This window comes from Pseudomonas sp. PAMC 26793 (assembly GCF_000313235.1).
Lineage (GTDB): Bacteria > Pseudomonadota > Gammaproteobacteria > Pseudomonadales > Pseudomonadaceae > Aquipseudomonas > Aquipseudomonas yamanorum.
This window is the reverse complement of record NZ_AMXG01000023.1, coordinates 540,431-564,094: the sequence shown is the minus strand read 5'-3', so window position 1 is coordinate 564,094 and position 23,664 is coordinate 540,431. Positions and strand designations below refer to the sequence as shown.

Genomic DNA, 23,664 nt, shown 5'->3' with positions numbered 1-23,664 from the left:
CGGTGCAACAAACGCTTAGGCCTTCAAGGGGACCAAGCGTGGGGCAATCATGTTTTCGGGGCGCAGGATGTCGTCGAGCATGGCGTCGTCGAGCAAGCCTTCTTCGCGCACCAGTTCCAGCACGCCGCGGCCGCTTTCAAGGGCGATACGGGCGATGCGGGTGGCGTTTTCATAGCCGATGTACGGGTTCAGCGCGGTGACCAGGCCGATGGAATGCTCCACCAGTTCGCGGCAGCGGGCTTCGTTGGCGGTGATGCCGACGATGCAGTGCTCGCGCAGCATGTCCATGGCGCGTTGCAGCAGGCGGATCGAGTCGAAGATCTTGTAGGCGATCAGCGGCTCCATCACGTTCAGTTGCAGCTGGCCGCCTTCGGCCGCGATGGTCAGTGCCAAGTCGTTACCGATGATCTGGAACGCTACCTGGTTCACGGCTTCCGGGATGACCGGGTTGACCTTGCCGGGCATGATCGAGCTGCCTGGCTGGCGCGCTGGCAGGTTGATTTCGTTGATGCCGGTGCGTGGGCCGCTGGACAGCAGGCGCAGGTCGTTGCAGATCTTCGACAGCTTCACCGCGGTACGCTTGAGCATGCCGGAGAACAGCACGAACGCGCCCATGTCGGAGGTGGCTTCGATCAGGTCGGCAGCCGGTACCAGCGGCTGGCCGCTGATGGTTGCCAGACGTTGCACGGCCAGGGCCTGGTAACGCGGGTCGGCGTTGATGCCGGTGCCGATGGCGGTGCCGCCCAGGTTCACTTCGGTCAGCAGCTCAGGGGCCAGTGTCTTCAGGCGAGCCAGGTCTTCACCGAGGGTGGTGGCGAAGGCGCGGAATTCCTGGCCGAGGGTCATCGGCACGGCGTCTTGCAGCTGGGTACGGCCCATCTTCAGGACGTGGCTGAATTCTTCACCTTTGGCAGCGAACGCCTGGATCAGGCTGTCGAGGCTGGCCAACAGCGCGTCGTGGCCCAGCAGCAGACCCAGGCGGATCGCGGTCGGGTAGGCGTCGTTGGTGGACTGCGCCATGTTCACGTCGTTGTTGGGGTGCAGGTATTGGTATTCGCCCTTGCTGTGGCCCATGGCCTCCAGCGCGATGTTGGCGATGACTTCGTTGGCATTCATGTTGGTTGAAGTGCCAGCGCCGCCTTGAATCATGTCCACCACGAACTCTTCGTGGAAATCGCCGCGGATCAGACGGGCACAGGCTTCGCTGATGGCAGCGTGCTTGGCTTCGCTGAGCTGGCCCAACTCGCGGTTGGCGTCAGCAGCTGCCTGCTTGACCATTGCCAGGCCGACCACCAATTTCGGGTAATGCGAAATCGGAACGCCCGAGAGGCGGAAGTTATTCACCGCTCGCAGGGTCTGGATGCCGTAATACGCTTGAGCGGGTACTTCGAGTACGCCAAGCAGGTCTTTTTCTGTGCGGAAAGATGCAGCGGAGGACATGACGGAAATCATCTCGATAGGGACCCGGGCTAGGCCGGAACGCTGTGAATGCTAGGCTTGCAGGAGATTTTGGGCCAATGCTGTTAAACACTGGCCTATGCATAAACGGCATAATGTCGGTGTGACCCCGTTACCATGACGGACGTGTGTGCCAAAATGGTGCGTGCCCCGGGAGGATGTGATGAACCTTGAAAGCAAATGGCTGGAAGACTTTAGCGCCCTGGCTGCCACCCGCAGCTTCTCCCAGGCGGCTGAGCGGCGCTTCGTCACCCAGCCGGCGTTCAGTCGGCGCATCCGTAGCCTCGAGGCCGCGCTGGGGCTGACGCTGGTCAATCGCTCACGCACGCCTGTCGAACTGACGGCGGCGGGGCAGCTGTTCCTGGTCACCGCGCGCACCGTGGTCGAGCAGCTCGGCGAAGTGCTGCGGCACTTGCATCACCTGGAAGGCGGGCAGGGTGAAGTCATGCAAGTCGCGGCGGCGCACTCCCTGGCACTGGGCTTCTTCCCGCGCTGGATCGCGCAATTGCGCAACGAAGGGCTGAACATCGCCACGCGGTTGGTCGCCACCAACGTGGGCGACGCCGTGCATGCCTTGCGTGAAGGCGGCTGCGATTTGATGCTGGCGTTCTACGACCCGGATGCGGCCATGCAGATGGACCCGGAAATCTTCCCGTCGCTGCACCTGGGCAACACCGAGATGCTGCCGGTGTGCGCCGCGGATGCCGATGGCAAGCCGCTGTTCGACCTGGAGGGCGAGGGCAGTGTGCCGCTGTTGGCCTACAGCGCCGGCGCCTTCCTGGGGCGTTCGGTAAACCTGCTGCTGCGTCAGCGGGCGCTGCGCTTCACCACGATTTACGAAACCGCCATGGCCGACAGCCTGAAAAGCATGGCCCTTGAAGGCTTGGGCATTGCCTGGGTGCCGCAGTTGAGCGTGCGCGCCGAGCTGGCCCGGGGTGAACTGGTGGTGTGCGGCGGCCCGCAATGGCATGTGCCGCTGGAGATCCGGTTGTATCGCTGCGCGTTGGTGCGCAAGGCGAATGTGCGGTTGTTGTGGCGCAAGCTGGAAGGTGGTGCGGCGCAGAATACTTGAGCCAACACAGATCAAATGTGGGAGCGGGCTTGCTCGCGAAAGCGTAGTGTCAGTCAACCCATTTGTGGCTGATCCACCGCATTCGCGAGCAAGCCCGCTCCCACATTAGTTTTCTGGTGTTTTCGCTGACCTGGAAGTCAATAAAACCGCCTGTTTGAGGTGTAAGACAGATGGTCATGCCAGGGGCTGTTTATCTGCGTTATTACGGTATACTGCGCGGCCTTCGGCCGGTCCAACCGGCCGAGTTTCGAGGTCAGAACTCGCCGAGCGAAGATCAGGCAAGGCAAAAACAAGCGAGGAAGCGGAGTTGGCTTTAGCCAATGAGCATTCCGAGTTTGTTTTTAACGCAGCATGATCGAGCGCAGGCAGTTCTGGCCCGAAACTAATTCGTACAACAAGCCACGCCGGTCTCCCGCGTGGCTTGTTGTTTTTTGACGCGCCTGCGGGCGCCCAGAGAGAAGAGGCACGACGATGAGTGCATTGGTTGGCGTGATCATGGGCTCCAAGTCCGATTGGTCCACCCTTAGCCACACCGCCGATATGCTGGAAAAACTCGGCATTCCCTACGAAGTGAAGGTGGTTTCCGCCCACCGCACTCCGGATTTGCTGTTCCAGTATGCCGATGAAGCAGAATCCCGTGGCATCGAGGTGATTATCGCCGGTGCCGGCGGTGCAGCTCACCTGCCAGGCATGTGTGCGGCCAAGACTCACCTGCCAGTACTGGGCGTGCCGGTGCAGTCGTCGATGCTCTCGGGCGTGGATTCGCTGTTGTCCATCGTGCAGATGCCCGCCGGTATTCCGGTGGCCACCCTGGCGATCGGCAAGGCCGGCGCGATCAACGCAGCCTTGCTGTCCGCCAGCATCCTCGGTGCCAAGCACCCGCAGTTCCACGCGGTGCTGAAAAAATTCCGTGCTGAACAGACAGACAGCGTCCTGGACAATCCAGACCCACGCATTGCCTGAGGTTGTTGACGATGAAAATCGGTGTAATCGGTGGCGGCCAACTGGGTCGCATGCTGGCCCTGGCGGGTACGCCGCTGGGGATGAACTTCGCTTTCCTGGACCCGGCGCCGGACGCCTGCGCGGCTGCGTTGGGTGAACACCTGCGGGCTGACTACAGCGACCCGGATCACCTGCGCCAACTGGCGGATGAAGTCGACCTGGTGACCTTCGAGTTCGAAAGTGTCCCGGCTGAAACCGTGGCCTTCCTGTCGCAGTTCGTGCCGGTGTACCCGAGCGCCGAAGCCTTGCGCATCGCTCGTGACCGCTGGTTCGAGAAGAGCATGTTCAAGGACCTGGGCATCCCGACGCCGGCCTTTGCCGACATCCAGTCCCAGGCCGACCTGGACGCTGCAGTCGCCTCCATCGGCCTGCCGGCCGTGCTGAAGACCCGCACCTTGGGTTATGACGGCAAGGGCCAGAAAGTCCTGCGCACCGCCGCCGATGTGGTCGGTACCTTCGCCGAGCTGGGCAGCGTCGCCTGCCTGCTGGAAGGCTTCGTGCCGTTCACCGGTGAAGTCTCGCTGATCGCCGTGCGTGCCCGGGATGGCGAAACCCGCTTCTACCCGCTGGTACACAACACCCACGACAGCGGCATCCTCAAGCTGTCCGTGGCCAGCACCGACCACCCGCTGCAAGCCCTGGCCGAAGATTATTCGAGCCGTGTGCTGAAGCAGCTGGATTACGTCGGCGTGATGGCGTTCGAGTTCTTTGAAGTCGACGGTGGCCTCAAGGCCAATGAAATCGCCCCGCGCGTGCACAATTCCGGGCACTGGACCACCGAAGGCGCCGAGTGCAGCCAGTTCGAAAACCACCTGCGGGCGGTGGCGGGCTTGCCGTTGGGCTCCACGGCCAAGGTCGGTGAGAGCGCCATGCTCAACTTCATCGGCGTGGTGCCGCCGGTGGATCGCGTGATCGCGATTGATGACTGCCATCTGCATCACTACGGCAAGGCGTTCAAGGCCGGGCGCAAGGTCGGCCACGCCAACCTGCGCTGCAAGGATCGCGCGACGCTGCAAGCGCAGATCCTCAAGGTCGAAGCGCTGATCGCCGAGCAATAACCCAAGGCCGGGCGGGAACCATTGGTACCCGCCACCCTCTGATTGCAGGAAGCCAAAGTCTGACTAGGCTTTGACTTACGTTCAGTTCATTCAGAGGGAAATGCCATGGGTATCATTGGAACCATCTTTATCGGCTTGATCGTCGGCCTGCTGGCGCGTTTCCTGAAACCAGGCGACGACAGCATGGGCTGGATCATGACCATCCTGCTGGGTATCGCCGGTTCGCTGGTTGCGACCTATGGTGGCCAGGCACTGGGTATCTACCAGGCGGGCCAGGGCGCCGGCTTTATCGGTGCGCTGATCGGCGCCATCGTGCTGTTGGTGATCTACGGTCTGCTGAAAAAGAAGTAATTTAGCGACCAAGCCCTCTGCGCTGCGCAGGCGCAGAGGGCTAGAATGCCGGCACTGTAATCCTTGCCGAGCCTCTCCATGCGCCGTCTTCTGTTATCCCTTCTTCTATGCACCGGGTTGGCCCACGCTGGCGAACTGCCGGAAACCGACTGGCTGGAACTGATGCCCAAGTCGGACCAGAAAGCCCTTGAAGAAATGCCGGAAATCGACCACAACTCCCCGGAAGCCCAAGGCACCTTCACCGCAAAGGGTGGCCTGAAGCAGAGCAAGGGCTTGCCGGCAGTGATGTATTCCACCAAGACCGTGGCTGCCATGAACGGCAAGAACATCCGCATCGGCGGCTACCCCGTGCCGCTGGAAACCGACGCGAAGGGCCGCAGTACGCTGTTCTTCCTGGTGCCTTACCCGGGCGCCTGCATCCACGTGCCGCCACCGCCGCCCAATCAGTTGGTGCTGGTGCGTTATCCCAAGGGTTTGAAGCTGGATGACATCTACACGCCGCTGTGGGTGACGGGCACGCTGAAGGTGGAAAAGGTCAACAATGACCTGGCCGATGCGGCGTATGCGCTGGATGCGGGGAAAGTGCGGGCGGTCAAAGAGTCGGATCTCTGATCTGACGCAGAACCTAATGTGGGAGCGGGCTTGCTCGCGAAAGCGGTGTGTCAGTCAGCACATGCACTAACTGGAAAACCGCATTCGCGAGCAAGCCCGCTCCCACATTTTTGATTGGGTTTAAAGGGCAGTACCGGCGATGCTCACGCCCAGGGTATGGCTCTCACCCGGCGCCAGTGTCACCCCATCGTCCAGCACGTTCGCCGTCTCGATGCACAGCATCCCTTGCCAGCCGTCGTCGGCCATGTCGCTGAAAGCCTTGGCGCGTTCGGTCCACGGGTTCCAGATCACCGTCGAGCGCGAGCCTGTGCTGGTGAGTTGGACGCGGCGCTGCCAGTCTTTATCGACGATGTTCAGTTGCGCTGGCGTGTCGAGGTAGATGCGGTCGGTCTCGGCGGTGAAGTGCAGGAGTCCGGATTGCTGCTTGTGGGTCCAACCGTCGGCGGTGTCGATATAGGTTCGCCCGTCCAGGCCGTCGACCTGCACGTTGCGTACGTCGCTGACGGCAAAGTAGCTGTGCAGCGCCTGGCTGAGGCTGACGGTCTCGGTACCACGGTTATGGCTGGTCAGGCGGATGTGCAGTTGATCATCCAGCAGGATGCTCATCTTCAAGTCGACCTGATGCGGCCAACCTGGGAAGCCACCTTCAGGCACCGGCAGTTCCAGTTCAACCCGCAACGCCGTGCCTTCAGCTTCAACACCAGCCAATGTCCAGTCGGCGGTCCGTACGAAACCATGCGCCCCAGCCGGCTCGTCACCCTGGTACATCGCCTTGACGCTTTGCGGGTTGCGGTCGAACACGCCAAACCATGGCCAGCACACCGGCACGCCGGTACGAATGCCTTTGCCTTTCTTGTACACCACCTGATCGTTGGGCCAGATGATTGGCTTCTCGCCAGCGCGCTGGTAGCTGACGATATGCGCGCCTTGCTGGGCCACCACCAATTCGGCGCCGTTATGGCGGATGCGCCACGCGTTCAGCTCATCCAGTTTTACGGTTTCAACGTTGGGCGTAGACATAGGCGCGCGCTCTCAATGGCAGACAATGGGGCAATGGACCGTCAAAACGTCGCGATGTTTAACGCGCCCGTGACGGAACCGACCGGGTGCGACCGCTGCCATCAATGGCAACGAACACAAACACCGCCTCGGTGACTTTGCGCCATTCGCTGGACAGCGGGTCGTCGCTCCACACTTCGACCATCATCTGGATCGAGCTGCGGCCGATTTCCAGGGCCTGGGTATAGAAGGACAACTGCGCGCCGACGGCCACCGGCACCAGGAATGCCATGCGATCAATCGCCACGGTCGCGACGCGGCCACCGGCCACCTTGCTCGCCATGGCGGTTCCGGCCAGGTCCATCTGCGCGACCAGCCAGCCGCCGAAGATATCGCCGAAACCGTTGGTTTCGCGCGGGAGTGCGGTGATTTGCAGGGCGAGATCGCCTTGCGGGATAGGATCTTCTTGTTCGAGTTCGATCATGCCGGTGCCTCTGACCCGTGACGCTTTATGGGTATTTCAAGTGGATAGCCGTCTCTGGAAAAACGTTTCAGCACCAACATACACCGCTCGATGCGTTTCTCGTAAGGCGTACTAAAGGGAAACTCTGCCAAATCGGCTGGCGGGCAGCCAACGGCGTTTTGGCACAGCAGCCCCTCAAGGATGCGGGTCTGGCGCTTGCAGTGGCCGAGTATATCGAGCCGTCGGCGCCACGACGACCTCCCGGCGCTCATTTGGTCGGTAAATAGAGGCTGTATCGCGGCTTTTTCCGGCAACTGTGCTCCTGCTCATGCTAATTGCGCTTCTGCTACCGGAATATTTCGCTTATCTGAACGGTTAACGGCCCAACGCTGTGCTTTTTCGAGCGATTTGCTATCTTGCCAACCCTGCCGCAAGTCCCGGGCTTGCCGTCCTGACTACTATAAGAGAAGCCTTGCCATGTCCTCCGTGCCCGCAAGCAGTGCGCAACCCTCGCGCCCGCTGACCCGCAACGACTACAAAACCCTGTCGCTGTCTGCCTTGGGCGGGGCGCTGGAGTTCTACGACTTCATCATTTTTGTGTTTTTCGCCACGGTGGTCGGGAAACTGTTTTTCCCTGCCGAGATGCCCGAATGGCTGCGCATGATGCAGACCTTCGGCATCTTCGCTGCAGGCTATCTGGCGCGGCCGTTGGGCGGGATCATCATGGCGCACTTCGGCGACCTGCTGGGTCGCAAGAAGATGTTCACCCTGAGCATCTTCATGATGGCCGTGCCGACCCTGATCATGGGCCTGCTGCCGACCTATGCGCAGATCGGCCTGTGGGCGCCGATCCTGTTGCTGCTGATGCGCGTGATCCAGGGCGCGGCGATTGGCGGTGAAGTGCCAGGCGCGTGGGTGTTCGTCTCCGAGCACGTGCCGCCCCGTCACATCGGGTATGCCTGCGGCACCCTGACCAGCGGCCTCACTGCCGGCATTCTCCTGGGTTCGCTGGTGGCCACTGCCATCAACACTCTCTATAGCCCGGAGCAGGTGTCGGATTACGCCTGGCGCATCCCGTTCCTGCTGGGTGGTGTGTTCGGCCTGTTGTCGGTGTACCTGCGTCGCTGGCTGCACGAAACCCCGATCTTCGCCGAGATGCAGCAGCGCAAGACCCTGGCCGCCGAGCTGCCATTGCGCGCCGTGTTGCGTGACCACCGTGGTGCCATCGTGTTGTCGATGCTGCTGACCTGGTTGCTCTCGGCCGGTGTGGTCGTCGTTATCCTGATGACGCCGACCGTGCTGCAAACGGTCTACCACTTCAGCCCTACCGTGGCGCTGCAGGCCAATAGCCTGGCCATCGTCACCCTGAGCCTGGGGTGTATTGCCTCCGGGGCCCTGGCCGACCGCTTCGGTGCCGGGCGTGTGCTGATCATCGGTTGCGCGCTGTTGCTGTCAACTTCCTGGACGCTCTATCACAGCCTGATGGCTCACCCGGACTGGCTGTTCCCGTTGTACGCCTTGACCGGCCTGTTTGTAGGCACTATCGGTGTGGTGCCCTATGTCATGGTGAAAGCGTTCCCGCCAGTGGTGCGTTTCAGTGGTTTGTCGTTCTCCTATAACGTCGCCTATGCCGTATTCGGTGGACTGACACCCTTAGCGGTGTCGCTGCTGATGAAGGAAAGCCCGATGGGCCCCGCTTACTACGTTGCTGTCCTGTGCGTGATGGGGATGGCCGTGGGTGGGTACCTGTGGAAGCGTGGGCGTTAACCCACTCCCTGAAGATTGTTCCTACGCAGTCGCGTAGGAACAATCATAGATTGCAGAGTATTTCTGAAACACCGCTCAAACCGCCTAAAACTCCTCGCAAGCCCCGGATTTATTGACGTTTCTCCTTCCTGTCAGCTTTTTCATAAATGCTGGCCTTTCATCTAATTGTCATATTCCAGACATAGAGTGTTCACACGACCTACCGATACTTGGCCCCGATCCAACTATCCCTATCTGCTAGGAGCAAGGCATGAAACTGAAACGTTTGATGGCGGCAATGACTTTTGTCGCTGCTGGCGTTGCGACCGCTAACGCGGTAGCCGCTGGTGTTGACCCGGCAATTCCGGCTTACGTGAAGACCACTGGTGTGTCGGGCAACCTGTCCAGCGTTGGTTCCGATACCCTGGCAAACCTGATGACCCTGTGGGCTGAGGGTTACAAAAAGGAATACCCGAACGTCAACATCCAGATTCAGGCCGCCGGCTCCGCCACTGCACCTCCTGCGCTGACTGAAGGCACCTCCAACCTGGGCCCGATGAGCCGCAAGATGAAGGACACCGAACTGGCTGCCTTCGAGCAGAAGTACGGCTACAAGCCAACCGCTATCCCGGTTGCCGTGGATGCCCTGGCCGTGTTCGTGCACAAGGACAACCCGATCCAGCACCTGACCATGGAACAAGTCGACGCGATCTTCTCCTCGACTCGTCTGTGCGGCGCCAAAGCTGACGTCAAGACCTGGGGCGACCTGGGCGTGACCGGCGACCTGGCCAACAAGCCAGTGCAACTGTTCGGTCGTAACTCGGTATCCGGCACCTACGGCTACTTCAAGGAAGAAGCCCTGTGCAAAGGCGACTACAAACCTAACGTGAACGAACAACCTGGTTCGGCGTCGGTTGTGCAGTCCATCAGCTCCTCGCTGAACGGTATCGGTTACTCGGGCATCGGTTACAAAACCGCTAGCGTGAAGACCGTGGCCCTGGCCAAGAAAGGCAGCACTGACTTCATCGAAGACAGCGAAGAAAACGCCCTGAACGGCAAATACCCGCTGTCGCGCTTCCTCTACGTTTACGTCAACAAAGCTCCGAACAAGCCTCTGGCCCCGCTGGAAGCCGAGTTCGTGAAGCTGGTCCTGTCCAAGCAAGGCCAGGAAGTTGTAGTGAAAGACGGCTACATCCCGCTGCCAGCCAAAGTTGCCGCCAAGGCACTGGCTGACCTGGGCTTGAAAGAAGGTGGCAAATAAGCCTCCGATAAACCTGCCTTGGACCGGGGTTTACTCACGGTTCAGGGCCTGGGCGGGGTCTGTAAGACCTGGACCTCGCCTCCCATTTTTTAATCCGCTGCCAGCCCTGCTACGCGGCGGATTTCTTGCGTCACTGCATTGTCATCTTTCTGTCATACAGGATCGCTAGGGTGTGCGCATGAATGATCTGGCCAATTCCACCATGACGACGACTTCTCCCCCCAAGCGCATTGATTTCAATACGCCTGAACTGCAACGCAAGCGCCGTATGCGCGCGCTCAAGGATCGCCTGACCCGCTGGTATGTGCTGATTGGCGGCCTCGCCGTCCTGGGCGCGATCACCTTGATCTTCTTTTTCCTCGCCTATGTGGTCGCGCCACTGTTCCACGGCGCCAACCTGACCAAGGAAGACGCCCTGGCGCCTGCCTGGCTGCAGGACGCCGGCAAACCGCTGATGATCTCCATGGAAGAGCAGAACCAGGTCGCCATGCGGGTTTCCGACAAGGGCCAGGCGCTGTTCTTCAATGTTGACACGGGTGCCGAACTCAAGCGCGTTGACCTGCCGTTGCCGGCGGGTGTGACAGTCGCCTCCATTGGTGAAGATCAGCCCGGCAGCCCGCTGGTGATCCTCGGCCTGTCCAACGGGCAGTCTCTGGTGTTCCGTCACACCTATAAAGTGTCGTACCCGGACGGCAAGAAGACCATCTCCCCAGCTGTCGAATACCCTTACGGCGAAACGCCGATCGTCCTCGACGAACAAGGCCGCTCCCTTGAGCACGTCGCCTTGAACGCGACCGACTCGACGCTGGTGGTGGCCGGTTCCAGTGGTGCTCATCTGAACGTGCTGTCCATCAGCCGTGAAGAAAACATGATGACCGAGGAAGTCACCACCGAGCAGAAGCGCATTGAACTGCCGCAAATGACCGAGCCGGTGAAAGCCATCTTCGTTGATCCACGCCAGCAGTGGCTGTACGTGATCAACGGCCGCGCCCAGGCCGACGTGTTCAGCCTGCGGGACAAGAGCCTCAACGGTCGCTACAAATTGTTGGACGACGGCGTGGCACAAGTCACGGCCAGCACCCAACTGGTGGGCGGCATCTCGCTGATCATCGGTAACTCCAGCGGTGGCCTGGCGCAATGGTTCATGGCCCGTGACCCGGACGGCGAACAACGCCTGAAGCAGATTCGGACTTTCCAGATGGGCACCGCGCCTATCGTTGAAATCACCGCTGAAGAACGTCGCAAAGGCTTCACCGCCCTCGACGCTTCCGGCAAGTTCGGCGTGTTCCACAGCACCGCCCACCGTACATTGCTGGTGGACCAGGTGGTCGATGGCACCGGCATCTTCGGCATGTCGCCACGGGCCAACCGGGTGATCGTCGAAGCCGGTGGCAAGCTGCAACCGCTGCTGCTGGACAACCCGCACCCGGAAGTTTCCTGGAGCGCGTTGTGGAGCAAGGTCTGGTACGAAAACTACGACGAGCCTAAATACGTCTGGCAATCGACCGCCGCCAACACCGACTTCGAACCCAAGATGAGCCTGGCGCCCCTGACCTTCGGTACCCTGAAGGCCGCGTTCTACGCCATGCTGCTGGCGGCGCCACTGGCCGTCGCCGCTGCGATCTACACCGCCTACTTCATGGCCCCGAGCCTGCGCCGCAAGGTCAAGCCGGTGATCGAGTTGATGGAAGCGATGCCGACGGTGATCCTCGGCTTCTTCGCCGGCCTGTTCCTGGCGCCGTATGTCGAAGGGCATTTGCCGGGTATTTTCAGCCTGCTGATGCTGCTGCCGATTGGCATCCTGGTGGCCGGCTTCATCTTCAGCCGCCTGCCTGAGTCGATCCGCCTGCGGGTCCCGGATGGCTGGGAAAGCGCAATCCTGATCCCGGTGATCCTGTTTGTGGGCTGGCTCTCGCTGTACATGAGCCCGTACCTGGAAACCTGGTTCTTCGGTGGCGACATGCGCATGTGGATCTCCCACGATCTGGGGATTACCTACGACCAGCGCAACGCACTGGTCGTCGGCCTGGCCATGGGTTTTGCGGTCATCCCGAACATCTACTCCATCGCCGAAGACGCCGTATTCAGCGTGCCGCGCGGCCTGACCCTGGGCTCCCTGGCCCTGGGTGCCACGCCATGGCAGACCATGACGCGTGTGGTGATCCTGACCGCCAGCCCGGGCATCTTCTCGGCGCTGATGATCGGCATGGGCCGCGCGGTCGGTGAAACCATGATCGTGCTGATGGCCACCGGTAACACGCCGGTGATGGAGATGAACCTGTTTGAAGGCCTGCGAACCCTGGCGGCCAACGTCGCAGTGGAAATGCCCGAATCGGAAGTGGGCGGCAGCCACTACCGCGTGCTGTTCCTCTCGGCGCTGGTGCTGCTGCTGTTCACCTTCATCATGAACACCCTCGCCGAGCTGATTCGTCAGCGTCTGCGCAAGAAATACTCGTCGCTTTAAGAAAGGTAGAAGTCTGTGAAACAGAACTCCCTGAATGGATGGTTCAAGAGCGGCGCCCCAGGCGTCTGGATCAGCGGTGGCGCGGTGTCCATCGCGGTCATCATGACCATTGGTTTGTTGGCCGTGATTGCCGTGCGTGGCCTGGGCCACTTCTGGCCGGCCGACCTGATCCAGGCCAGCTACAACGTGCCGGGCCAGGAAAACCATATCGTCGTCGGCGAAGTGGTGCAGAAAGAAGAAGTGCCCCGCGAGCGCCTGAAAAGCGCTGGTTTGCCGGTGCCAGACCAAGGCCCGGAGTTCATGACTCGGGAGCTGATCAAGGTCGGCAACCGGGATTTGAACGGCAACGACTTCACCTGGATCGTCGGCGAGTGGTTGACCAACCAGACCAAGCCGGTCGAGCTGATGGCCATCGAGCGTCGTGAGTGGGGCAACTTCTACGGCACCCTGGTCAACGTCAAGCAGGACGGCAAGGTCATCGCTGAAGGCGAAGCGGCCTGGCCGGAACTGCAAGCCCGTGTGGACCGCGTCAACAAGCTCGCGGCCCAGCTCAAGACCCTTGAGAAGTCCGACATCGGCGCCATCAACGCCGGCCTTGAACGCATCCGCCTGCACGGTCGCAAGCTGGAGCTGGAAGGCAAGCTGGACGCCACCGCCCAGGCCGACATGGACAGCGGCCGCGCTGAACTGAACAACCGCTACAAGGACATCGAAGCCCGCCTGGCGGACCTGCACACCCAGTTCAACCGCGACAGCCTCACCGCCCGCGATGCCAACGGCAAAGAAATCGAAATCGGCATCGGCAAGGTGGTGCATGCCTACCAGCCGAACGCCATGGGTTACATGACCAAGGTCGGCTTCTACTTCAGCAAGGTCTGGGAATTCCTCAGCGACGACCCGCGGGAAGCCAACACCGAAGGCGGGATTTTCCCGGCGATCTTCGGCACCGTGATGATGACCCTGATCATGGCGATGATCGTGACCCCGTTCGGCGTGCTGGCGGCGGTGTACCTGCGTGAATACGCCAAGCAGAACACCCTGACGCGGATCATCCGTATCGCCGTGAACAACCTGGCCGGTGTACCCGCCATCGTTTACGGCGTATTCGGCCTCGGCTTCTTTGTGTACGTACTGGGCGGCTCGGTCGACCGGCTGTTCTTCGCCGAAGCCTTGCCGGCACCGACCTTCGGTACGCCTGGCCTGCTCTGGGCGTCCCTGACCCTGGCGCTGCTGGCGGTACCCGTGGTGATCGTGGCCACCGAAGAAGGCCTGGCGCGGATCCCTCGCACCGTACGTGAAGGCTCTTTGGCACTGGGCGCGACCAAGGCGGAAACGCTGTGGAAGATCGTGCTGCCGATGGCCAGCCCGGCGATGATGACCGGCATGATCCTCGCCGTGGCCCGCGCCGCCGGTGAAGTGGCGCCGCTGATGCTGGTGGGTGTGGTGAAACTGGCACCGTCGCTGCCGGTGGACGGCAACTACCCGTACCTGCACCTGGACCAGAAGATCATGCACTTGGGCTTCCATATCTATGACGTCGGCTTCCAGAGCCCCAACGTCGAGGCCGCACGGCCGCTGGTGTACGCCACCGCCTTGCTGCTGGTGCTGGTGATCGCCACGCTCAACCTGTCGGCGGTGTGGATTCGTAACCACCTGCGCGAAAAATACAAAGCGTTGGACAGTTAATTGAAGTGAACGCGGACTAAATGTGGGAGCGGGCTTGCTCGCGAATGCGGTGTATCAGTAATACATGGGTCAACTGACCTGACGCCTTCGCGAGCAAGCCCGCTCCCACAAAACGAATTGGTAGCACAGGGAGCATCCCATGCAACATGAAACCCATTCCCACGGCATCAACATGTCAGCCCTGGGTCGCGACAAGCAGAGCCTGAGCCTGGCCCAGGAAACCGTGGCCATCGAAGTCCCGGGCTTGAGCCTGTACTACGGCGACAAGCAGGCGCTGTATGACGTCAGCATGAACATCCCGAAGCAGCGCGTGACCGCCTTCATCGGCCCGTCCGGCTGCGGCAAGTCGACCCTGCTGCGCACTTTCAACCGGATGAATGATCTGGTGGACGGCTGCCGCGTCGAGGGCGCGATCAACCTGTACGGCACCAACATCTACCGCAAGGGCGAAGACGTGGCCGAGCTGCGCCGCCGCGTGGGCATGGTGTTCCAGAAGCCCAACCCGTTTCCCAAGACCATCTATGAAAACGTGGTCTACGGCCTGCGTATCCAGGGCATCAACAAGAAGCGCATTCTCGACGAAGCCGTTGAGTGGGCATTGAAAGGCGCGGCACTGTGGGACGAGGTCAAGGACCGCCTGCACGAGTCGGCCCTCGGTTTGTCCGGCGGCCAGCAGCAACGTCTGGTGATTGCCCGCACCATCGCCGTGGAGCCGGAAGTGCTGCTGCTCGACGAACCCTGCTCGGCACTCGACCCGATTTCCACGCTGAAAGTCGAAGAGCTGATCTACGAACTCAAATCCAAGTTCACCATCGTCATCGTGACCCACAACATGCAACAGGCGGCGCGGGTTTCCGACTACACCGCATTCATGTACATGGGCAAACTGGTGGAATTTGGCGATACCGATACCCTGTTCACCAACCCGGCGAAGAAGCAGACCGAAGACTACATTACCGGTCGCTACGGCTAGCAGGTGGCTGGTTGCTCACTGAACTGATGCTGCGGTCGACCGCACCTTACTGGACGTTCCAAGGACGCCAACATGATTAGCAAAGAAGGCCTTACCCATCACATCTCCGCGCAGTTCAACGCCGAGCTTGAGGAAGTGCGCAGCCACCTCCTGGCCATGGGCGGTCTGGTGGAGAAGCAAGTCAACGACGCGGTCACCGCGCTGATCGAGGCCGACTCCGGCCTGGCCCAGCAAGTGCGCGAGATCGATGACCAGATCAACCAGATGGAACGCAACATTGACGAGGAATGCCTGCGCATCCTGGCCCGTCGTCAGCCGGCGGCATCCGACTTGCGTTTGATCATCAGCATTTCCAAGTCGGTGATCGACCTGGAGCGTATCGGCGACGAAGCCACCAAGATCGCTCGCCGCGCCATCCAGTTGTGCGAAGAGGGCGAAGCGCCGCGCGGGTACGTCGAAGTGCGTCATATCGGTGACCAGGTTCGCAACATGGTTCGCGATGCCCTCGACGCGTTTGCCCGCTTCGACGCCGAACTGGCATTGTCGGTGGCCCAGTACGACAAGACCATCGACCGTGAGTACAAGACCGCCCTGCGCGAACTGGCGACTTACATGATGGAAGACCCGCGTTCTATCTCGCGGGTATTGAGCATCATCTGGGTGCTGCGTTCGCTGGAGCGTATCGGTGACCACGCGCGCAATATCTCGGAACTGGTGATCTACCTGGTCCGTGGTACCGACGTGCGGCACATGGGCCTCAAGCGCATGAAAGCAGAAGTTGAAGGCACAACCGATCAAATCCCTAATGTTCCGGGCGTTCCTGACGATAAGTAAGATTGCCCGAGAAATAAACGCCCGGCCTTTGGTCGGGCGTTTTCGTTTGTGGCGGTGGAATTTTTGGCAAAACGCCATCAGCGAAGCGTTATGCTTGCCGGGGTTTTTATAGGATGAAGGGTCGATGAGCAAAGTCAGTGTATTGGTGGTGGATGACGCCTCGTTTATTCGCGACCTGGTGAAGAAGTGCCTGCGTAACTACTTCCCGGGGATCAAGATCGAAGACGCGGTGAACGGCAAAAAGGCCCAGGCCATCCTGATGCGCGAAACCTTCGACATGGTGTTGTGCGACTGGGAAATGCCGGAAATGTCCGGCCTGGAGCTGTTGACCTGGTGCCGTGAGCAGCCTCATCTCAAAGCCATGCCGTTTGTCATGGTGACCAGCCGTGGCGACAAGGAAAACGTGGTGCAGGCGATCCAGGCCGGGGTTTCCGGCTACGTCAGCAAGCCCTTCACCAACGAGCAGTTGCTGAACAAGGTCAAGCAGGCACTGAACAAGATCGGCCGCCTCGACGCGCTGATCGCCAGCGCGCCGACCAAGATGAACTCGGCGTTCGGCAACGATTCCTTGAGCGCCCTGACCGGCGGCAAGCCTGAAGCGCTCAAGCCGGCTCCGGTGGCCGCGCCGAGCAAAGGCCTGCTCAACAGCCAGCCGGTGCAGGCTGCTGCGGTAGCGTCGCCAGCCGGTGGTCGTGGCCAAGGCCAGCTGCGCCTGTCCAGTGGCACCCAGCAATGTGTGATCAAGGCCCTGAGCATCAAGGAGGCGCTGCTGGTGGTGCGTCGCGGTGAAATCCTGCCCCAGGTCCTGGAAAGCGCTGTGCTCGACCTGGAGCAGGGCGAAAACGCCGAGGTGGCCCGTCTTAACGGCTACCTGCACGCCGTCGTGGCCTACGAGCCCAAGCCTGACAGTGACTGGCTGCAACTGACCTTCCGGTTTATCGATCAGGATGCGCAGAAGCTCGACTACATCTCGCGGCTGATCGCCCGCGGGACAGCACAGAAGCATTTTGTGCCGGGTGCGTGATAGGCCCACATAGCACTGTCATGATCCCTTGTTAGCCTGCCATTCAGTCGTCCCTGGCAGGCCAACCGATGCTCGTGCGCTCACTGCTGTGCTGTGGACTGTTCGCCGTCGTCATGCCGGCGATGTCCATGACCCTCTACAAATCCATCGACGCTGACGGCGTTGTGGTCTTCAGCGACCGATACACGCCCGGAGCGCAGGCGTTTGTGTATCAGGAGCGGGTAATTCCCAAGCCTTTATTCCCTCCGCAGCCTGCATCCTATCGCTATCCATTACCCTGGCGTGGCGGCCCGTTCCGTCTCACCCAAGGCCCCAACGGCACCTTCAGCCACTCCGAGCTCAAAAGCCGCTATGCGATGGACATCGCCATGCCCGAAGGCACGCCGATCATTGCGGCACGCGCAGGTGTGGTGCTGAAAACCGAGAACACCCAATCCGGGCGCGGCAGTGATCCATCGGGCAATTTCGTGCGGGTCCAGCACGATGACGGCACCCAGGGCGTGTACCTGCACCTCAAGCACGGGTCGGTCAGCGTCAGGGAAGGGCAAAGCGTGGCGGTAGGCAGCCCGTTGGCGTTGTCGGGCAATACCGGCAACAGCAGCGGGCCGCATCTGCATTTTGTGGTGCAGCGCACGACGGCGCTGGGGCTGGTGTCGATTCCCTATGAATTCAACCAGCCGGTGCAGGCGCTGCCCAATTTTGCATTGGGCACGCGGTAAGGCTTAATCCAGCAACAGCACCTTGGCCAACACGATCTTCGGCCCTTTCATCTTCTTGATGATGATGCGCAGGCCTTCGACTTCCAGCACTTCTTCCTCTTCCGGCACCCGCTTCAGGGTGTCGTAGATCAGTCCGGCCAGGGTTTCGGCCTCGATGTGGTCCAGGTCTACGCCCAACAGGCGCTCCACCTTGAACAGCGGCGTGTCGCCACGCACCAGCAATTTGCCCGGCTGGTAAGCGAGGATGCCGCGCTCGGCCTTGCGGTGTTCGTCCTGGATGTCGCCTACCAGCACTTCCAGCACGTCTTCCATGGTCAGGTAGCCGATGACCTTGCCGTCGGCTTCTTCCACCAGGGCGAAGTGCGCGCCGCCTTTACGGAACTGCTCGAGCAGTTGCGACAGCGGCATGTGGCGCGATACGCGCTCCAGCGGGCGGGTCAGCTCGGCCAGGTTGAACGACTCGGGAATGTGGTCCAGGGCCGCCAGTTCCAGCAGCAGGTCCTTGATGTGCAGCAGGCCGACGAACTCGTTGCGCACGGCGTCGTACACCGGGTAGCGGCTGAACTTGTGGCGACGGAACAGCGCCAGGATTTCCTTGAGCGGGGCGTTGAAGTCCAGGGTTACCAGGTCCTCCCGGGAGTTGGCCCAGTCCACCACTTCCAGCTCACCCATTTCCACGGCGGAGGCCAGCACGCGCATCCCTTGGTCGCTCGGGTCCTGGCCACGGCTGGAGTGCAGGATCAGTTTCAGTTCTTCGCGGCTGTAATGGTGCTCGTGGTGCGGGCCAGGCTCGCCTTGGCCGGCGATGCGCAGGATGGCGTTGGCACTGGCGTTGAGCAGGTAGATCGCCGGGTACATGGCCCAGTAGAACAGGTACAGCGGCACGGCGGTCCACAGCGACAGCAACTCGGGCTTGCGAATGGCCCAGGACTTGGGCGCCAGTTCACCGACGACGATGTGCAGGTAAGAGATGACGAAGAAGGCGGCAAAGAACGACACGCCCTTGATCACTTCCGGCGATTGCACGCCGATCGCGCCGAGCAAGGGCTCGAGGATGTGCGCAAAGGCCGGCTCACCGACCCAGCCCAGGCCCAGGGAGGCGAGGGTGATACCCAGCTGACAGGCCGACAGGTAGGCGTCGAGCTGGCTGTGTACGGTGCGCAGGATCTGCCCGCGCCAGCCGTTCTTGTGGGCGATGGCCTCGACCCGGGTCGAGCGCAGTTTGACCATGGCAAATTCCGCCGCAACGAAAAAGCCGTTGAGCAGTACCAGGATCAGTGCAAAAAGAATCATGCCGAAGTCGGCGAAGAGTGTCGCGAGGGTGATGCCAGGGGAAGGGTCCATGATGGGGTTTTGCGGGTTCCGTCTAATCAAAAAGGGTGAGCAGGTGGGCCTGAAAGGCAGGCGCAAGTCCGCCAATGTAGCGGCTGACGGGGCGCTTGCCTAGTGGCGGCTGCCGGGTGGAGGGTCACTCGTCCTGATGAATGACCCGTGAACGTGTCATCTGTGCCGGCGGGAAATGGCAGGTAAAGGTACTGCCATGGCCCAACACACTGCTGATTTCCAGCCGCGCGCGATGGCGCAGCAACACATGCTTGACGATGGCCAGGCCGAGCCCGGTGCCGCCGGTGTTGGAGTTGCGGCTGGAGTCGACGCGGTAGAAGCGCTCGGTGAGACGCGGCAAATGCTTGGCGTCGATGCCCATCCCGGAGTCCTGCACACTGAGGTGTGCGCCCTGGTCGTCGGCCCACCAGCGGATGCGGATGTTGCCTTTGTCCTGGGTGTATTTGACGGCGTTGAACACCAGGTTGGAAAACGCGCTGCGCAACTCGCCCTCGCTGCCCTTGAGCAGGATCGATGGGTCGGCTTCGAGGGTAATCTGCTGTTCACGCTGCCCGGACAATGCATGGGCGTCGCTCTTGATGGTCTGCAACAGGCTTTGCACCGGCACCGGGTGGTTGTCCGAGGGGTAATCGGTGGCTTCCAGCTTGGCCAGCAACAGCAGGTCGTTGAGCAGGGTTTGCATGCGCCCGCCTTGCTGCTGCATCTGTTGCAGGGCACGGGTCCAGCGCGGGTTCACGTCTTCAACGTTATCGAGCAGTGTCTCCAGATAACCGCAGATCACCGTCAGCGGCGTGCGCAGTTCGTGGGAGACGTTGGCGACGAAGTCCTTGCGCATCTGTTCCAACTGATGGATGCGCGTGACATCGCGCACCAGCATCAAATGTTCGTTATTGCCGTAGCGCGTCAGGTACAGCTGGATGCGCACGCGGTCGTTGGTGGGTGACGGAATTTCCAGGGCTTCTTCGTAGTTGTCCTGCTCGAAGTACTCCTTGAAACGCGGGTGGCGCACCAGGTTGGTCACCGGCTGGCCGCTGTCCTGGGGCGTCTTGAGGCCCAGCAGGGTTTCTGCGGCGCGGTTCCACCATTCCAGGTTGCCGTCGCTGTCGAGCATGATGACGGCGTCTTTCAGCGCGGCCGTGGACTCCTGCACCCGGTCGATCACGGCTTGCAGGCGCCCGCGTACGCGTTGGTCGCGGCGTTGCAGATGGTAGATGCTGTCGAACACCTCGCCCCACAGGCCGTAACCGTCGGGTGGTGCTTCATCAGGTTTATGCTGGCGCAGCCACTCGTGAAGGCGCAGCAATTGCTTGAGGGTCCAGCCCAGGTAAACGCCCAGGCCGACGGCCAGGCTCCAGCCGTAATAGCCGCTGACCAGGCCCACCAGCAGGCAGCCAGTGATCAACAGGAGCATGTGGCGGATCAGGGTGCCATACCAGTTTTGATTCACTTAAACACGCGTCCTTTCAGCTGTCTGTGCAGTTCAGTCTGTCTCAGCCTTTGGTTGAAAACCGGTAGCCGGTGCCGCGCACGGTTTGTACCAGATTCTCGTAAGCGTCGCCCAAGGCTTTGCGCAGGCGGCGGATATGCACGTCGACGGTGCGCTCCTCAACATACACGTTGCCGCCCCAGACCTGGTCCAGCAGTTGGCCGCGGGTGTAGGCGCGCTCCTGATGGGTCATGAAGAATTGCAGCAGGCGGTATTCCGTGGGGCCCATCTCGGCGGGTTTGCCGTCGATGGTCACGCGGTGGCTGATAGGGTCCAGAATCAGGCCGTCGACTTCGATAGGCGCTTCGCCATCGGTTGGGCCGGCACGGCGCAGAACAGCTTTCAGACGGGCGACCAGTTCCCGTGGGGAAAAGGGCTTGGTGATGTAGTCATCGGCGCCGACTTCCAGGCCCTGGATCTTGTTGTCCTCTTCGCCCTTGGCGGTGAGCATGATGATCGGGATATCCCCGGTCAGCTCGTCACGCTTGAGGCGGCGGGCCAGTTCAATGCCGGAGGTGCCGGGCAGCATCCAGTCCAGCAGGATCAGGTCCGGCTTGCGGTCGACGATAATGGCATGGGCCTGCTGGGAGTTCTCCGCCTCCAGGCAGTCATAGCCGGCCATTTCCAACGCAACGGCGATCATCTCGCGAATGGGCGCTTCGTCGTCAACGATCAGAATGCTCCTGCCAACCATGCTAAATCCTCTTGTCATTTAACTGTCTTGCGCCGCATTAGATAACGGAATTATTGCAGTCGTGTGACAGTAATTTAGTCGCTTGGGCAATCCTTGCCTCTCTGGACTACGCTTTGGATCCGAATCCTGACAACCACAAAAGGAAGGTTCCCATGACTCAAAGTACTTTTTCCTGGAAAGCCCTGCTGGTAACGGCCGCGTTAACACTGCCGACACTGGCGTTTGCGGCAGACCCGGCGATGACCAAGGACGGGATGCTGGTGGACCACAAAGGCATGACCCTCTACACCTTTGCCAAGGACGCTGATGGCAAATCCATGTGCAACGACAAGTGCGCCGCCAATTGGCCGCCATTGATGGCCGAATCCACCGACAAGCCCATGGGCAAGTGGACCGTCATCACCCGTGACGACCAGAAAAGCCAGTGGGCCTACAGCGGCAAGCCGCTCTACACCTTCGTCATGGACAAGAAGGCCGGTGACATGACCGGCGAAGGCAAAATGGACGGGGCCTGGAAGGTCGCCAAGCCCTGAGTCAACCCGCTAGCGGTGAGGGGCCTGGCCCTTCACCGAAACCCGTAGTCCGCCACAATCCCGACAAAAATCGCCAATCCGGCCCAGTGGTTGTGCAAAAACGCCTTGAAGCATTTGAGGCGGTCCTTGTCCCGGGTGTACCAGAACTCCCAGGCAAAACACCCGGCCGCCGCCAGCAAACCGAGGTGGAACCAGCCCCCCAGCTCAAAACGCATGCCCGCCAGCCACAGGCAAACCAGTGCCAGGCCCTGCAATGTCAGGATGATCACCCGGTCTGCATCGCCAAACAGAATGGCGGTGGATTTGACCCCGATTTTCAGGTCATCGTCACGATCGGTCATGGCGTAGTACGTGTCGTACCCCACCGTCCATAAAAGGTTGGCGATGTACAACAGCCATGCCGCAGCTGGCAGGCTGCCCGTCTCGGCGGTGAACGCCATCGGCATGCCCCAGGAAAACGCCGCGCCCAATACCACCTGCGGGTAATAGGTGTAGCGCTTCATGAACGGATAACTGGCCGCCAGCGCGAGGCCGCCCAGGGACAGCCAGATCGTCATGGAATTGGTCAGCAACACCAGCAGGAAGCTGATGAACATCAGCACCGCGAAGAACACCAGCGCCTCTTTCGAGCTGATCTTGCCGCTCACCAGCGGCCGCTGTTCGGTGCGTTTCACGTGGCCGTCGACCTTGCGATCAGCCCAGTCATTGATGACACAACCACCGGCCCGGGTGAGTATCACGCCAAGCACGAAGATCGCGATATTGAGCAGCGATGGCGAACCCTTGCCGGCAATCCACAGCGCCCACAGCGTGGGCCACAGCAGCAGATAGATACCGATGGGCTTGTCCATGCGGGTCAACTGGATGAAGTCCCAGGCCCTCGGGTTCACGTGATTCAGGGATTTGAGCAGGCGCTGGTACATCAGAAATGCTCCGGATGGTCGTGCACGGCTTGCCACAGGGTCGGTAGGAAAATTTCGGCCACCAGCACGCTCAGCGGCCCGCGATCAAAACGGGAGCGGCGCGCCCACAGGTTATCGACCTGGTCTGCCGTAGGCAGCCATTGCCGTGGATAGCGGCACACCTCGATGGCCTGGCGCGTGAAGGCATGGTCACAAAACAGCAACTCCCCCAGCGAGCGGCTGCCCAACTCATCCATGTGCAAACCGTCGCCCTGCAAGGCGCTGCGGGCTGCCACGCTGCGGGCAAACACCCACGGCTGCCCATGGCCACGCAAATACACCTCGCGCACCCAGCCGATGCTGGCGGCGGGCAAGCCCAGGGCGGCACATTCGTCGTCTCGCAGCGGCTGCCAGCCTTCGAACAGCGGGGTCACACTGAAGCCATCGCCGGACAGGCGAGTCAAGCGCCGGGTCAGGGAACCTTCATCAAACAACCAGTTGAGTGTCAGCGGCGCGGGCAGTGGGCTCAGAAGGCTCTGGGTCAGCCATCGGCAAGCATCGGAAAGGGCGATTGAATGCGGCACGGAGGGTCATTATTGGCAGTTAATGAGGCGGCGAGCTTACCATGGTGCCCTGGACTTTTGCCGGAGCGCGCCAGGCCCATGCGTCGATCATGCTTGCATCTGCGCGTGCCGATCAGTACAAAACGCCCTGAGCCGCACGGCAAGGCTGGATCTATCGACCGTCGGCCAGTACGCCTGGACCTTGAGGAAGCGAGCAATGAAGAAGTGGCAATGTATCGTCTGTGGCCTGATCTACGACGAAAAAGACGGATGGCCGGATGACGGCATCGCCCCGGGCACCCTGTGGCAGGACGTCCCCGAAGACTGGCTGTGCCCGGACTGCGGCGTGGGCAAAATGGATTTCGAAATGATCGAAATCGGCTGATTGCTGATTTAAGACGCAATTAAAGAACCGTACTA

At 61.0% G+C, this 23,664-nt stretch carries 23 protein-coding genes; 15 read left to right on the top strand and 8 right to left on the bottom strand.

What is annotated here, in order from left to right:
- Positions 1–15 precede the first annotated feature (15 nt).
- Complete coding sequence (gene aspA, locus D109_RS0110015) at positions 16–1,440, bottom strand: aspartate ammonia-lyase (protein ID WP_003213415.1); 1,425 nt, start codon at positions 1,438–1,440, stop codon at positions 16–18.
- 181 nt (positions 1,441–1,621) lie between these two features.
- Here aspA and D109_RS0110010 point away from each other — a divergent pair, with 181 nt between their 5' ends.
- From D109_RS0110010 to D109_RS0109990, 5 genes are all read left to right on the top strand, one after another.
- Positions 1,622–2,530, top strand: coding sequence for a LysR substrate-binding domain-containing protein (locus D109_RS0110010; protein ID WP_003213413.1), 909 nt, complete (start codon positions 1,622–1,624; stop codon positions 2,528–2,530).
- 471 nt (positions 2,531–3,001) lie between these two features.
- Positions 3,002–3,493: a 5-(carboxyamino)imidazole ribonucleotide mutase gene (gene purE / locus D109_RS0110005; protein ID WP_003195648.1), complete on the top strand. Its 492-nt coding sequence runs from the start codon at positions 3,002–3,004 to the stop codon at positions 3,491–3,493.
- An 11-nt stretch (positions 3,494–3,504) separates the two neighbouring features.
- Positions 3,505–4,590, top strand: coding sequence for a 5-(carboxyamino)imidazole ribonucleotide synthase (locus D109_RS0110000; RefSeq protein WP_017476761.1), 1,086 nt, complete (start codon positions 3,505–3,507; stop codon positions 4,588–4,590).
- A gap of 105 nt (positions 4,591–4,695) precedes the next feature.
- Positions 4,696–4,941 (top strand): GlsB/YeaQ/YmgE family stress response membrane protein, encoded by a 246-nt coding sequence (locus tag D109_RS0109995; protein ID WP_017476760.1) that lies wholly within the window; start codon positions 4,696–4,698, stop codon positions 4,939–4,941.
- A gap of 78 nt (positions 4,942–5,019) precedes the next feature.
- Positions 5,020–5,553: a DUF3299 domain-containing protein gene (locus tag D109_RS0109990; RefSeq protein WP_023659290.1), complete on the top strand. Its 534-nt coding sequence runs from the start codon at positions 5,020–5,022 to the stop codon at positions 5,551–5,553.
- Between the two features lie 120 nt (positions 5,554–5,673).
- On the opposite strand, the gene D109_RS0109985 is transcribed toward D109_RS0109990, so the two are convergent.
- Both D109_RS0109985 and D109_RS0109980 read right to left on the bottom strand, forming a co-directional pair.
- Positions 5,674–6,573 (bottom strand): D-hexose-6-phosphate mutarotase, encoded by a 900-nt coding sequence (locus D109_RS0109985; protein WP_017476759.1) that lies wholly within the window; start codon positions 6,571–6,573, stop codon positions 5,674–5,676.
- A 58-nt stretch (positions 6,574–6,631) separates the two neighbouring features.
- A complete protein-coding gene (locus D109_RS0109980; RefSeq protein ID WP_003176975.1) occupies positions 6,632–7,036 on the bottom strand; it encodes an acyl-CoA thioesterase in 405 nt (134 codons plus the stop codon).
- Between the two features lie 456 nt (positions 7,037–7,492).
- On the opposite strand from D109_RS0109980, the gene D109_RS0109975 reads away from it, so the two are divergent.
- The 8 genes from D109_RS0109975 to D109_RS0109940 all read left to right on the top strand — a co-directional run bounded on the left by D109_RS0109975 (position 7,493) and on the right by D109_RS0109940 (position 17,722).
- Positions 7,493–8,782 (top strand): MFS transporter, encoded by a 1,290-nt coding sequence (locus D109_RS0109975; protein WP_017476757.1) that lies wholly within the window; start codon positions 7,493–7,495, stop codon positions 8,780–8,782.
- Positions 8,783–9,032: 250 nt separating this feature from the next.
- The gene (locus D109_RS0109970; RefSeq protein ID WP_003213401.1) at positions 9,033–10,022 is read left to right on the top strand and encodes a phosphate ABC transporter substrate-binding protein PstS; all 990 of its coding nucleotides are present in this window, start codon (positions 9,033–9,035) and stop codon (positions 10,020–10,022) included.
- Between the two features lie 430 nt (positions 10,023–10,452).
- Entirely contained in the window at positions 10,453–12,486 is a 2,034-nt protein-coding gene (locus D109_RS0109965) for an ABC transporter permease subunit (protein ID WP_371103569.1), read from the top strand.
- Positions 12,487–12,501: 15 nt separating this feature from the next.
- Positions 12,502–14,172, top strand: coding sequence for a phosphate ABC transporter permease PstA (gene pstA, locus D109_RS0109960; RefSeq protein WP_017476755.1), 1,671 nt, complete (start codon positions 12,502–12,504; stop codon positions 14,170–14,172).
- A 139-nt stretch (positions 14,173–14,311) separates the two neighbouring features.
- Positions 14,312–15,145 carry a phosphate ABC transporter ATP-binding protein PstB gene (gene pstB, locus D109_RS0109955; RefSeq protein ID WP_017476754.1) on the top strand — a complete coding sequence of 278 codons (834 nt, stop codon included), beginning with the start codon at positions 14,312–14,314 and terminating at the stop codon, positions 15,143–15,145.
- Positions 15,146–15,217: 72 nt separating this feature from the next.
- Positions 15,218–15,979, top strand: a complete 762-nt coding sequence (gene phoU / locus D109_RS0109950; protein ID WP_003213392.1) for a phosphate signaling complex protein PhoU — start codon at positions 15,218–15,220, stop codon at positions 15,977–15,979.
- A gap of 124 nt (positions 15,980–16,103) precedes the next feature.
- Positions 16,104–17,003, top strand: coding sequence for a response regulator (locus D109_RS0109945; RefSeq protein ID WP_017476753.1), 900 nt, complete (start codon positions 16,104–16,106; stop codon positions 17,001–17,003).
- Positions 17,004–17,071: 68 nt separating this feature from the next.
- A complete protein-coding gene (locus tag D109_RS0109940; protein ID WP_017476752.1) occupies positions 17,072–17,722 on the top strand; it encodes a M23 family metallopeptidase in 651 nt (216 codons plus the stop codon).
- Between the two features lie 3 nt (positions 17,723–17,725).
- Here D109_RS0109940 and D109_RS0109935 read toward each other — a convergent pair whose 3' ends face one another.
- From D109_RS0109935 to phoB, 3 genes are all read right to left on the bottom strand, one after another.
- On the bottom strand, positions 17,726–19,066 hold the full coding sequence (locus D109_RS0109935; RefSeq protein ID WP_003213385.1) for a hemolysin family protein: 1,341 nt from the start codon (positions 19,064–19,066) through the stop codon (positions 17,726–17,728).
- Between the two features lie 124 nt (positions 19,067–19,190).
- On the bottom strand, positions 19,191–20,513 hold the full coding sequence (phoR, locus tag D109_RS0109925; RefSeq protein ID WP_017476750.1) for a phosphate regulon sensor histidine kinase PhoR: 1,323 nt from the start codon (positions 20,511–20,513) through the stop codon (positions 19,191–19,193).
- A 43-nt stretch (positions 20,514–20,556) separates the two neighbouring features.
- Positions 20,557–21,246: a phosphate regulon transcriptional regulator PhoB gene (gene phoB, locus D109_RS0109920; protein WP_003195617.1), complete on the bottom strand. Its 690-nt coding sequence runs from the start codon at positions 21,244–21,246 to the stop codon at positions 20,557–20,559.
- 152 nt (positions 21,247–21,398) lie between these two features.
- On the opposite strand from phoB, the gene D109_RS0109915 reads away from it, so the two are divergent.
- Entirely contained in the window at positions 21,399–21,779 is a 381-nt protein-coding gene (locus tag D109_RS0109915) for a hypothetical protein (RefSeq protein WP_017476749.1), read from the top strand.
- 32 nt (positions 21,780–21,811) lie between these two features.
- On the opposite strand, the gene ubiA is transcribed toward D109_RS0109915, so the two are convergent.
- Both ubiA and D109_RS0109905 read right to left on the bottom strand, forming a co-directional pair.
- Entirely contained in the window at positions 21,812–22,702 is an 891-nt protein-coding gene (ubiA, locus tag D109_RS0109910; RefSeq protein WP_017476748.1) for a 4-hydroxybenzoate octaprenyltransferase, read from the bottom strand.
- The gene (locus D109_RS0109905; RefSeq protein WP_017476747.1) at positions 22,702–23,265 is read right to left on the bottom strand and encodes a chorismate lyase; all 564 of its coding nucleotides are present in this window, start codon (positions 23,263–23,265) and stop codon (positions 22,702–22,704) included. The genes ubiA and D109_RS0109905 overlap by 1 nt, the downstream gene beginning before the upstream one ends.
- A 196-nt stretch (positions 23,266–23,461) precedes the next feature.
- Here D109_RS0109905 and D109_RS0109900 point away from each other — a divergent pair, with 196 nt between their 5' ends.
- Positions 23,462–23,629, top strand: coding sequence for a rubredoxin (locus tag D109_RS0109900; protein ID WP_017476746.1), 168 nt, complete (start codon positions 23,462–23,464; stop codon positions 23,627–23,629).
- Positions 23,630–23,664: the final 35 nt, after the last annotated feature.